Origin of the sequence: Streptococcus sp. 27098_8_51 (assembly GCF_041432205.1) — a bacterium.
Taxonomy (GTDB): domain Bacteria; phylum Bacillota; class Bacilli; order Lactobacillales; family Streptococcaceae; genus Streptococcus.
Window position 1 is genome coordinate 61,528 of the sequence record NZ_JAPVZE010000007.1, and the last position, 13,425, is coordinate 74,952.

General features: G+C 41.8%; 5 protein-coding genes. All 5 read left to right on the forward strand.

The genetic code is table 11. The features are described from left to right. The first annotated feature begins 12 nt into the window (after positions 1–12). Positions 13–942: a ribonuclease Z gene (rnz, locus tag O3622_RS06180; protein ID WP_347098563.1), complete on the forward strand. Its 930-nt coding sequence runs from the start codon at positions 13–15 to the stop codon at positions 940–942. 28 nt (positions 943–970) lie between these two features. After that, complete coding sequence (locus O3622_RS06185; RefSeq protein ID WP_000215492.1) at positions 971–1,462, forward strand: hypothetical protein; 492 nt, start codon at positions 971–973, stop codon at positions 1,460–1,462. Positions 1,463–1,489: 27 nt separating this feature from the next. Beyond that, a complete protein-coding gene (locus tag O3622_RS06190) occupies positions 1,490–2,245 on the forward strand; it encodes an SDR family oxidoreductase (protein ID WP_347098565.1) in 756 nt (251 codons plus the stop codon). A gap of 251 nt (positions 2,246–2,496) precedes the next feature. After that, positions 2,497–9,735 (forward strand): LPXTG-anchored adhesin/beta-galactosidase BgaA, encoded by a 7,239-nt coding sequence (gene bgaA / locus O3622_RS06195; RefSeq protein WP_371607216.1) that lies wholly within the window; start codon positions 2,497–2,499, stop codon positions 9,733–9,735. Between the two features lie 463 nt (positions 9,736–10,198). After that, a partial coding sequence (locus tag O3622_RS06200; protein ID WP_371607217.1) for a SpaA isopeptide-forming pilin-related protein occupies positions 10,199–13,425 on the forward strand: 3,227 nt, incomplete at its 3' end.

Genomic DNA, 13,425 nt, shown 5'->3' on the forward strand with positions numbered 1-13,425 from the left:
AGAAAGTATCGAATGGATATTCAATTTTTAGGAACGGGGGCTGGTCAGCCCTCCAAAGCCCGCAACGTTTCAAGCCTCGCCCTCAAACTCTTGGACGAGATTAACGAAGTCTGGCTCTTTGACTGTGGTGAAGGAACGCAAAATCGTATTCTGGAAACCACGATCCGACCACGTAAGGTTAGCAAAATCTTTATCACTCACCTGCATGGGGATCATATCTTTGGCTTGCCAGGATTTCTCTCTAGCCGTGCTTTTCAGGCTAATGAAGAGCAGACAGATTTGGACATTTATGGACCTCAAGGTATTAAGTCCTTTGTCTTAACCAGTCTTCGTGTGTCAGGTTCTCGCCTACCTTACCGCATTCATTTTCATGAGTTTGACCAAGATTCTCTAGGGAAAATCCTTGAGACCGATAAATTCACTGTGTATGCAGAGGAGTTGGACCACACGATTTTCTGTGTTGGCTATCGTGTCATGCAAAAGGATCTTGAAGGAACCTTGGATGCTGAAAAGCTTAAGGCTGCTGGTGTCCCATTTGGCCCACTTTTTGGAAAAATCAAAAACGGACAGGATGTTGTTCTCGAAGATGGGACTCAAATCAAGGCAGCTGACTATATCTCAGCTCCCCGTCCGGGTAAGATTATCACCATACTTGGTGACACCCGTAAAACCAATGCTAGTGTGCGTCTGGCTGTTAATGCCGATGTCCTGGTCCACGAGTCCACATATGGTAAGGGCGATGAGAAAATTGCCCGCAATCACGGTCACTCAACCAACATGCAGGCTGCACAAGTAGCGGCAGAAGCAGGAGTCAAACGCCTCTTGCTCAACCATATCAGTGCTCGTTTCCTTTCAAAAGATATCAGCCAGCTTAAGAAAGATGCTGCAACTGTTTTTGAAAATGTTCATGTGGTCAAAGATCTGGAAGAGGTTGAGTTATAATGTTATAGTTCGTTGAGAGGGAAATAAGATGACTGTTGAAAATCGTTTATTGGATAAAGCGGATTGGTATTTTGAGAATGCCTTAACCAACTACTTGCACAGCTATTCATTACAAAAAGAAGAGTTAACTCAAAAAGATTATCGGGAGATTTATCGTTGGGCTGCGAATCATATCGGTTTTTTCGTTACTTGGCTCATCCAGCATGATGCCAAAGAAATGATGTCTCCTGATGAAGAAACGGTATTCCAAAGTGTAAAAAATGAGCAAACTTTGGGTGTTGATTATCTTTTAGACTGGTGCGATGGTAAACTGGGAACAATGGATATTACAAAGGATTTTCAGGCTTTTGTAAATGACTATTATGAACATCAGTATATGGATGATTATTCCGAATTTGTAGTCAATGACTTGTATGACTTGCCTTTAGAATTTTTAGGCAGCTGGGAGGATTATCATCTGTTTGCTCCTGTCATTGACCAAGCTTATGCTCATTATTTAGCTGGAAAAAGATTTCATTAATTGACCAAAACTTTGAAAGGAATAGAGATGCGCACCATCATCATCACTGGAGCAAGCGGTGGCTTAGCCCAAGAAATGGTCAAACTCTTGCCAAATGACCAACTCATCTTGCTAGGTAGAAACAAGGAAAAACTAGCCCAACTATATGGAAATCATCCTCATGTGGAATTAATTGAAATCGATATTACTGATGACTCAGCCCTGGAAGCTCTAGTAGCTGACCTCTATCTCCGTTATGGCAAGATTGATGTCTTGATTAACAATGCTGGCTATGGAATTTTTGAAGATTTCAACAAGATCTCTGATAAAGATATTCACCAGATGTTTGAGGTCAATACCTTTGCCCTGATGAATCTGTCTCGTCGCTTTGCGGAGCGCATGAAGGAAAGTCGAAAAGGCCATATCATCAATATCGTCAGCATGGCAGGTTTGATAGCGACTAGCAAGTCCAGTCTCTACTCAGCGACCAAGTTTGCAGCTATTGGATTTTCAAACGCTCAGCGTCTCGAACTGATGCCCTATGGTATCTATCTAACGACGGTCAATCCAGGACCGATTCGTACTGCCTTTTTTGACCAGGCAGACCCAGATGGGAGCTACCTCAAGTCGGTTGACCGCTTTCTCTTAGAACCAGATGCAGTCGCTAGAAAGATTGTCAAAACCATAGGAAAAAACAAACGGGAACTCAATCTCCCAGTTTTGTTGAACCTAGCCCATAAGTTTTATACCCTCTTTCCCAAGCTAGCTGATAAGTTGGCTGGGGGGATCTTTAATTATAAGTAAAAGGAGTTCCTTACAAAAGGAACTTTTTTTATACTATTTTACTGAGTGTCAAAAATTTGTTTGTTTTTGTTCTAAATCTACATTCATTTTTTTCGAATCTTCTACAAATTTTAGAAAAAACAATCAAAAATATGATTTTTTGAGTTTAGGGTATTGAAATTTCCTATATTATTTTATAAAATAAGGATAAAAGGCTATGAAAAAGTAATACGCTTACAAATAAATGGAAGCGGTTACTAAAGGAGGATTTTATGGAAAAAGGCCATTGGAATCGTAAAAGAGTCTACAGCATTCGTAAGTTTGCCGTAGGCGCTTGCTCTGTCATGATTGGAACCTGTGCGGTTCTATTTGGAGGAAGTGTCATTGGAGAATCACCAGTTTTCGCGGATGAAACTCCAATTACTCACACTGTTGAACAAGCAAAAGAGGAAAGTCCGGCAGTGGAGGAAAAAGAAAATCAAGCTGTAACAGAGCACAAGGATGCTGCAAGTGTCGACCAAAGTCAAGCTGCTCCAATTGAAGCAAGCAAACCAGAGGTGAAAGAAGAGGAACCTGTAGCTCCAAAAGAGGAGAAAGCATCTCTAAAACCTGAAGAAACAGCTCCAAAGGTAGAATCTCAAGCTTCAAGTCAAGAAAAGCCTGTCAAGGAAGAGTTGAAAGCTGCGACAAATGAAGAAGTGAATCAAATGATTGAAGATAGAAAAGTGAATTTTAATCAAAATTGGCACTTTAAACTCAATGCGAACCCTAAAGAAGCTGTGAAATCAGATGCCGACGTATCAACATGGCAAAAATTGGATCTCCCACACGACTGGAGTATCTTTAACGATTTTGACCATCAGTCACCTGCCCAAAACGAGGGTGGACAGCTCAATGGTGGTGAAGCTTGGTATCGCAAGACCTTTAAACTTGATGAAAAAGATCTCAAGAAAAATGTTCGTGTCACTTTTGATGGTGTCTATATGGACTCTCAAGTCTATGTCAATGGCCAGTTAGTGGGGCATTATCCAAATGGTTATAACCAGTTCTCATACGATATCACCAAATACCTTCACAAAGATGGTCGTGAGAATGTGATTGCTGTCCATGCGGTTAACAAACAGCCAAGTAGCCGTTGGTACTCAGGTAGTGGTATCTACCGTGATGTGACCTTGCAAGTGACAGATAAGGTTCATGTTGAGAAAAATGGGACAACCATCTTAACACCAAAGCTAGAACAACAGCAACATGGCAAGGTTGAAACTCATGTAGCAAGCAAAATCGTCAATACAGATGATAAAGACCATGAACTGCTGGCAGAGTATCAAATCGTTGAACGTGGTGGTCAGGCTGTAACAGGTTTGGTTCGTACAGCGAGCCGTACCTTGAAAGCACATGAGTCAACAAGTCTTGATGCGATTTTAGAAGTTGAACAACCAAAACTCTGGACCGTTTTAAATGACAAACCTGCCTTGTATGAACTGGTTACGCGTGTTTACCGTGACGGTCAATTGGTTGATGCTAAGAAAGATTTGTTTGGTTACCGTTACTATCATTGGACTCCAAATGAAGGTTTCTCTTTGAATGGTGAACGCATTAAATTCCATGGTGTTTCCTTGCACCATGACCACGGAGCGCTTGGAGCAGAAGAAAACTATAAGGCAGAATACCGTCGTCTCAAACAAATGAAGGAGATGGGCGTTAACGCCATCCGTACAACTCATAACCCTGCAAGTCCACAGACCTTGCAAATCGCAGCAGAACTTGGTTTGCTGGTTCAGGAAGAGGCCTTTGATACGTGGTATGGTGGTAAGAAACCTTATGACTACGGACGTTTCTTTGAAAAAGACGCTACTCACCCAGAAGCTAGAAAAGGTGAAAAATGGTCTGACTACGATCTTCGTACCATGGTCGAAAGAGATAAAAACAACCCAGCTGTCTTCATGTGGTCTATCGGAAACGAAATCGGTGAAGCCGATGGAAAGGCTCACTCTCTTGCAACGGTTAAACGCTTAGTAAAAGTGATTAAAGATGTTGATACTACACGTTATGTTACTATGGGAGCAGATAAGTTCCGCTTTGGTGATGGTAGCGGTGATCATGAGAAAATTGCTAATGAACTGGATGCAGTTGGTTTCAACTATTCAGAAGACAACTACAAGAAACTTCGTGCGAAACATCCAAACTGGTTGATTTATGGTTCAGAAACATCTTCTGCAACCCGTACACGCGGTAGCTATTATCGTCCTGAAAGTGAATTAAAACATAGTAACGGACCTGAACGTCATTACGAACAGTCTGACTATGGTAATGACCGGGTTAACTGGGGTAAAACGGCAACAGATTCATGGACCTTTGACCGTGACAACGCTGGCTATGCTGGACAGTTTATCTGGACAGGTACGGACTATATCGGTGAGCCTACACCATGGCACAACCAAAACCAAACTCCTGTTAAGAGCTCTTACTTTGGTATCGTAGATACAGCTGGTATTCCAAAAAATGACTTTTATCTCTACCAAAGCCAATGGGTTTCTGCCAAGAAGAAACCGATGGTACACCTTCTTCCTCACTGGAACTGGGAAAATAGAGAATTAGCAGACAAAGTTGCTGACTCAGAAGGTAAGATCCCAGTTCGCGCTTACTCAAACGCTGCAAGTGTTGAATTGTTCTTGAACGGTCAATCTCTCGGTGTTAAAAAGTTCAACAAAAAACAAACTAGTGATGGTCGTACCTACCAAGAAGGTGCCAATGCTAAGGAACTCTATCTTGAGTGGAAGGTTGCTTACCAACCAGGTACCTTAGAAGCAGTAGCTCGTGATGAAGCTGGTAAAGAAATTGCACGTGACAAGATTACCACTGCAGGTCAACCTGCAGGTGTTCGTCTCATCAAGGAAGAACACGCAATCGCTGCAGATGGAAAAGACTTGACTTACATCTACTATGAAATCGTAGACAGCCAAGGAAATGTGGTACCAACTGCCAATAATTTGGTTCGTTTCCAATTGCATGGACAAGGTCAACTGGTTGGTGTTGATAATGGGGAACAAGCCAGCCGTGAACGCTACAAGGCACAACCTGATGGTTCTTGGATCCGCAGAGCCTTTAACGGTAAAGGGGTTGCCATTGTTAAATCAACTGAGCAAGCAGGTAAATTCACCCTTACTGCCCACTCTGATCTCTTGAAATCGGACCAAGTCACTGTCTTTACAGGTAAGAAAGAAGGACAAGAAAAAACTGTTTTAGGTACAGAAGTACCAAAAGTACGTACTGTTATTGAGAAAGAGCCAAAAATGCCGAAGACAGTCGGTTTTATCTACAGTGATGGCAGTCGTGAAAAACGTCCAGTCACTTGGTCTTCAGTTGATGTGAGCCAAGCAGGAGTTGTGACTGTTAAAGGTATGGCAGACGGACGCGAAGTTGAGGCCCGTGTCGAAATTCTAGCAATCGCAAATGAGCTTCCAACTGTTAAGCGTGTTGCTCTAGGAACAGACTTGAGCGCTGTTGATAAATACGTTTCTATTGCTGTTACGGATGGAAGCGTACAAGAATACGAAGTTGATAAGTGGGAGATTTCGGAAGCAGATAAAGCTAAACTGTCAGTTGCAGGATCACGTATTCAAATGACTGGTCAACTGGGTGGTGAGACTATTCACGCTACCCTTGTGGTAGAAGAAGGCAATGCTGCAGCACCTGTAGTACCAACTGTAACCGTTGGTGGTGAAGCCGTTACAGACCTTACTAGTCAACATCCAATGCAATATCGAACTCTTGCTTACGGTGCATCCTTGCCAGAAGTTGTAGCAAGTGCTGAAAATGCGGATGTTACTGTAGTCCAAGCAAGTGCAGCAAACGGCATGCGTGCAAGCATCTATGTTCAACCAAAAGATGGTGGACCTCTTCAAACCTATGCAATTCAATTCCTCGAAGAAGCACCAAAAATTGACCACTTGAGCTTACAAGTAGAGCAAGCTGACGGTCTTAAAGAAGACCAAACAGTGAAATTGTCTGTACTCGCTCACTATCAAGACGGAACACAAGCAGTTTTACCAGCTGATAAAGTAAACTTCTCTACAAGTGGTGAAGGGGAAGTCGCGGTTCGTAAAGGAATGCTTGAGTTGCATAAGCCAGGAACAGTCACTCTCAAAGCAGAATATGAGGGGGCTACAGGTCAAATAAATCTCACGATTCAGGCCAACACTGAGACGAAGGTTGCGCAATCTATCCGTCCAGTAAATGTAGTGACAGACTTGCATCAAGAACCTACTCTTCCAACAACAGTAACGGTTGAGTATGACAAAGGTTTCCCTAAAGCCCACAAAGTCACATGGCAAGCCATTCCAAAAGAAAAACTCGACCACTATCAAACCTTTGAAGTTCTAGGTAAAGTTGAAGGTCTGGATCTTGAAGCGCGTGCAAAAGTCTCTGTAGAAGGCATCGTTTCAGTTGAAGAAGTTAGTGTGACAACACCAATCGCAGAAGCACCACAATTACCAGAAAGCGTTCGTACCTACGATTCAAATGGTCACGTTTCATCAGCTAAGGTTACTTGGGATGCGATTCAATCAGAGCAATACGCCAAGGAAGGTGTCTTTACAGTTAATGGTCGCCTAGAAGGTACGCAATTAACAACTAAACTTCATGTTCGCGTATCTGCTCAAACTGAGAAGGGAGCAAACATTTCTGACCAATGGACCGGTTCAGAATTGCCACTTGCCTTTGCTTCAGACTCAAATCCAACTGATCCTGTTTCAAACGTCAACGATAAATTGATTTCCTTTAATGACCGCCCAGCTAACCGTTGGACAAACTGGAACCGTACTAATCCAGAAGCTTCAGTTGGTGTCCTATTCGGAGATTCTGGTATTTTGAGCAAACGTTCAGTTGATAATCTAAGTGTCGGATTCCACGAAGACCATGGAGTCGGTGTACCGAAGTCTTATGTGATTGAATATTATGTCGGTAAGACCGTTCCAACAGCCCCTAAAAACCCTAGCTTTGTAGGTGAGGAAAACCATGCCTTTAACGATCCTGCAAACTGGAAAGAGGTAAGCAATCTCAAAGCACCAGCTCAATTAAAAGCTGGAGAAATGAATCATTTCAGCTTTGATAAAGTTGAGACCTATGCGGTTCGCATTCGTATGGTTCGACTTGATAGCAAGAAAGGAACGTCTATCACAGAAGTACAAATTTTTGCGAAACAAGTTGCGGCAGCTAAACAAGGACAAACGAGAATCCAAGTTGACGGTAAAGACTTAGCAAACTTTAACCCTAATTTGACTGACTACTATCTTGAATCAGTAGATGGAAAAGTTCCTGCAGTAACAGCAAGTGTTAGCAACAATGGTCTCGCTACCGTCGTTCCAAGTGTTCGTGAAGGTGAGCCAGTTCGTGTTATCGCGAAGGCTGAAAATGGGGACATCCTAGGAGAATACCGTCTACACTTCACAAGCAATAAAGACTTGCTCTCTCGTAAACCAGTTGCCGCGGTCAAACAAGCTCGCTTACTACAAGTAGGGCAACCGCTTGAATTGCCAACTAAGGTTCCGGTTTACTTCACAGGTAAAGACGGTTACGAAACAAAAGACTTGGCAGTTGAATGGGAAGAAGTTCCAGCAGAAAATCTGACAAAAGCAGGTCAATTTACCGTTCGAGGTCGTGTCCTTGGTAGTGATCTTGTTGCTGAGTTCACTGTACGAGTGACAGACAAACTTGGCGAAGCTCTTTCAAATAACCCAGAGTATGATGAAAATAGTAACCGCGCCTTTGCTTCAGCCACTAACGACATTGATAGAAACTCCCATGACCGTGTGGACTATCTCAATGACGGAAATCATTCAGAAAATCGTCGTTGGACAAACTGGTCTCCAACACCATCTTCTAATCCAGAAGTATCAGCAGGTGTAATCTTCCGTGAAAATGGTAAGATTGTAGAACGGACTGTAGCGCAAGCCAAACTACACTTCTTTGCAGATAGTGGTACAGATGCACCATCTAAACTCGTTTTGGAACGCTATATTGGCCCAGATTTTGAAGTGCCTACCTACTATTCAAACTACCAAGCCTACGACGCAGGCCATCCATTCAATAATCCAGAAAATTGGGAAGCTGTTCCTTATCGTGCGGATAAAGACATTGAAGCCGGTGATGAAATCAACGTAACATTTAAAGCTGTCAAAGCCAAAGCCATGAGATGGCGTATGGAGCGTAAAGCAGACAAGAGCGGTGTTGCGATGATTGAGATGACCTTCCTTGCACCGAGTGAATTACCTCAAGAAAGTACGCAATCGAAGATTCTTGTGGATGGAAAAGAACTTCCTGACTTCGCTGAAGATCGTCAAGACTATCAAATCACCTATAAAGGTCAACGTCCTAAAGTCTCAGTCGAAGAAAGCAATCAAGTAGCTTCAACAGTTGTAGATAGCGGAGACGATAGCCTTCCAGTACTTGTTCGCTTTGTTTCAGAAAGTGGAAAACAAGTCAAGGAATACCGTATCCAGTTGACTAAGGAAAAACCAGTTTCTGAGAAGACTGTTGCTGCTGTACAAGAGGAACTTCCAAAACTCGAATTTGTTGAAAACGATTTGGCCTACAAGACAGTTGAGAAAAAGGATCCAAGACTGTATCTAGGAGAAACTCGTGTAGAACAAGAAGGAAAAGTTGGTAAAGAACGTATCTTTACAGCGATTAATCCTGATGGAAGTAAGGAAGAAAAACTTCGCGAAGTGGTAGAGACTCCGACAGACCGCATCGTCTTGGTCGGAACAAAACCAGGAACCTCTCTTCCAGAAGACGAAGTGAAGAACCTTGTCCTCGACAGACCCGAACTTATAGTCGAAGAAGAAACCATCGACTTCAAGGTTCAGGAGCGTAAGTCTGATAAGTTGTACTTAGGAGAAACTCGTGTCCTACAAGAAGGTCAAAAAGGTATTCGTCTTCACTTGATTGAAGTGGAAAATGGAAAACGTCAGCTTAAAGAAACTTACGATAAAGTCGCTGCTCAAGATCGTATAGTAGAAGTTGGCACTAAACCAGGAACTTCTCTTCCAGAAGATGAAGTGAAGAACCTAGTCCTTAACAGACCAGAACTTGTAATCGAAGAAGAAACAATTGATTTCAAGGTTCAGGAACAAAAGAATGATAAGCTTCCAGCGGGTCAAACTCGTGTTCTCCAAGAAGGTCAAAAAGGTATCCGTGTTCACTTAATCGAAGTTGAAAATGGTAAGCGAACTGAAAAAGAAAGCTATGATAAAGTCATGGCTCAAGATCGCATTGTAGAAGTTGGTACGGCTAGTAAAACAACTAAGCCAGTACCACAAGAAGCTATAAAACCACAAGTATCAGAAAAAGTAGATACAAAAGAAATTGCTTCAAATGCAGCTAGTCAAGCTCAAGAAGAGCAGTTACCAAATACAGGAAGTGCAGAAAGTCAAGCAGCCCTAGCAGCAGGTTTAGCTCTTCTTGGTTTGAGTGCAGGATTAGTCGCCACCAAAGGTAAAAAAGAAGACTAGAATGAATAAGTTTTTCTTCTAAATGTATCTCAGAAAGACCAGGGAAACCTGGTCTTTTTAATGGGTAGAAGCATTCTCTCTAGAGAAATTTAACGTTTATGAAATTAGATAACCAAAATGATAAAATCACTATCTGGTATCGAAAACGAGATGAACTTATTTTTTAAAAAATGGCGGTAAAATATACCAGATTCTGTTTTGATGATAGGAGAAGAAAAGGTATAAAGTGGCTAATATACGGTTGTGAAAAAGTCGATTTCAAACCATAAGAAAAAATTGGATTTTTTTATAAAAATTTGCTTGATAGTTCTAGCCTTTTTCTTCATAGTATGATAAAATGTGGATGTAATGTGGCTAATAATTTTCGCTTGAAAAAGGAGAATGGTGATTAGTTGGGGACAATCATTTAGTTTACTATTACATTGTACATTTACAACTGAATATTATAAGAAAGGAAGATTAAATGAACAAGAAAATAAGATCTTGGATTCAGATCGTTATTCTTTGTTTGGGAGTTATTCTCCAATCATTTGCTCCTCTTACGCAAGTACGTGCGGCAGAGTATAATGATGTTATCACTAGCGTTGGAGTACAAAGCAATTCTGGCGAAGCTTTAACGCAGGGGTTGGATATTTGGCAAGATTTCCGTCTTACTGCAGATTTTGTTTTGCCAGATAATACAGTACATGAAAATGATACTACTACACTCCAATTACCATCTGAAATTACTTTTGCTAATTCGTCAGATATTGAACTTCGGGATGCCTCTAATAACCTTGTTGCTACTGGTCGTTTAGATGCAGCTAGCAAAACAATTACTCTCACTTATACAAAATTTGTTGAGAATAATTCTGGTGTTCGAGGTAAATTCTTCGTCTATGTCCGCGTGGATCATGATGTCGTTTCAGAAGAAAAAGACGTTGATGTTAACATTACAGTAGGCCATAGAGTTCTATTTGCAGGGAAAATCCGTTATAACGGCCCTCCAGGGAAATACGACTCTAAAATTGAAAAGAGTTCCTTCCAATACAAGGACGACGAGAAAAATGTAATCCGTTATAACATTACTGTAAACCGAAATATGGCGAACTACAGTGATGTTACTATCAAAGATGCATTTTCATCTCCAAATATGACATTCCTACCAGATACTTTTCGTATTTACAAAGTAGATTGGAGTTGGAATAACGGAGACTGGAAATGGACTAATGCTCAGGATATGACCGAAACCTTTAAAAATCAATTAGTGGTAAATCCAAATGGTGACGGTTTTACTCTCCCACTTGGGGATGCTAATGGCTTTGGTTATATGATTGAATATCGAGCTAAAGCTAATTACGATCTTGTTGATGGTGAGGAAATTACGAACGTAGCTAACATGAGTTACAATGGTAGTGAGAATGAGCAATCAACTAGTACACGTGTCTACCAGCTTGCAGGTGGTGTTGCGGAAGGATATGTTTTTACTATTAAAATTCATAAGGTAGATGAAGCTGGCCAACCTTTGCAAGGTGCAGTTTTTGAAGTTATTCGTGATCGAAACCAAGCTGTTGTTGGAAGATTAACAACTGATTCGGACGGTAATGCTAGCGTAGGTAGATTGCTACGAGATAACTATACGATTCGTGAAGTAACCGCTCCTATTGGCTTTGATAAATTAACTGAAGACATTAAAATTTCTCCAGATGAATTTGGTTCTGACAAATCTGTAGAACGTCGAATTGAAAATAAAAAGACACCTCCGAAGACACCAACTGAGAAAGAGATTACTTTCAAAAAGGTGGATCCAAATGGGAAAGAAATCCCAGGTGCGGAACTGAAAATCTATAGTGGAGATACAGTCAATCTTGAAGAGGCACCTGTTGCAGACTGGACTACTGTAGCTGACACTTCTAAAGTGATTAAGCTGGCACCAGGTACCTACACTCTAAGAGAGTTCGATGCTCCAGTGGGATATCAAATTGTAGGAGATATTACTTTTACTGTTAATACTGATGGTTCTATCACTATAAAGAATAAGGGAGCTGATGACACTGTTCTTGCAGCTGGTCCAGTTCTGACTATCACTGACAAAGAAGATACAACTCCAAAAGAAATTACCTTCAGTAAAGTCAATCTTGGAGGAAATGAAATCGCTGGTGCACAGATTAAGATCTACAAGGGCGAAAAAGCTGAAGGTACAGCCGTAGAAAGCTGGACTTCAACTGACCAACCTAAGCAACTGAATCTTGAACCAGGCATCTACACCTTCCATGAGGAAGCAGCCCCAACTGGTTACCTCAAAGTAACGGATATCACTTTCCAAGTTAAACCTAACGGTACTGTTGAAGTGACAAAAGTAGGTGAAAAAGATTCTAAAGGTGAAGACAATCGTGTTGTAGCCCAAAATTCAACTCTGACAGTTACTGATAAAGATGACGATGTAGCTCGTAAAATCACGTTCAGTAAAATTAGTCTTGGTGGGGTTGAAATCGCAGGAGCACAAATCAAGATCTTCAAAGGCGATAAGGCAGAAGGTACAGCTGTAGAAAGCTGGACTTCAGAAGCTGGTAAGTCTAAAGAATTGAGCTTAGCACCTGGTACATACACTTTCCATGAGGAAGCAGCCCCAACTGGTTACCTCAAAGTAACGGATATCACTTTTAAAGTTAACTATGACGGAACAGTTAAAGTTACCAATGTTGGTACTAAGGATGCTAAAGGCGAGGACAATACAGTCGTAACCGATGGTTCAACAATCAAAGTCACTGATAAAGATGACGATAGTCCACGTAAGATTACCTTTAGTAAGGTTAGCCTTGGTGGAACAGAAATCGCTGGTGCAGAGATTAAGATTTACAAAGGCGATAAGGCAGAAGGCACAGCCGTAGAAAGCTGGACATCTGAAGCTGGTAAGTCTAAAGATCTCAACTTAGCACCAGGTACTTATACTTTCCATGAGGAAGCCGCTCCAACCGGTTACCTCAAAGTAACGGACATCACTTTCCAAGTCAAACATGACGGCACAGTGGAAGTGACCAACGTTGGTGAAAAAGACTCTAAGGGTGAAGACAACAAGGTCGTAACCAACGGCTCAACTGTTACAGTAACGGATAAAGACGATGATAGTCCAAAAGCTATTACTTTCAGTAAAGTTAACCTTGGTGGAACAGAAATCGCAGGCGCTCAAATCAAGATCTACAAGGGCGACAAGGCAGAAGGCACAGCTGTAGAAAGCTGGACATCTGAAGCTGGTAAGTCTAAAGATCTCAACTTGGCTCCAGGTACTTACACCTTCCATGAGGAAGCAGCCCCAACAGGCTACCTCAAAGTAACAGACATCACTTTCCAAGTCAAACATGATGGCACAGTGGAAGTGACCAACGTTGGTGAAAAAGACTCTAAGGGTGAAGACAACAAGGTCGTAACTAATGGCTCAACTGTTACAGTAACGGATAAAGACGATGATAGTCCAAAAGCCATTACTTTCAGTAAAGTTAGCCTTGGTGGAACAGAAATCGCAGGCGCTCAAATCAAGATCTACAAGGGCGACAAGGCAGAAGGCACAGCCGTAGAAAGCTGGACATCTGAAGCTGGTAAGTCTAAAGATCTCAACTTAGCTCCGGGCACTTACACCTTCCATGAGGAAGCAGCCCCAACTGGTTACCTCAAAGTAACGGACATCACTTTCCAAGTCAAACATGATGGCAC

Coding starts and splice junctions, on each gene's coding strand:
- O3622_RS06185 (WP_000215492.1), top strand. CDS start 971: ATGACTGTTGAAAATCGTTTATTGGATAAAGCGGATTGGTATTTTGAG.
- O3622_RS06190 (WP_347098565.1), top strand. CDS start 1,490: ATGCGCACCATCATCATCACTGGAGCAAGCGGTGGCTTAGCCCAAGAA.
- bgaA (WP_371607216.1), top strand. CDS start 2,497: ATGGAAAAAGGCCATTGGAATCGTAAAAGAGTCTACAGCATTCGTAAG.
- rnz (WP_347098563.1), top strand. CDS start 13: ATGGATATTCAATTTTTAGGAACGGGGGCTGGTCAGCCCTCCAAAGCC.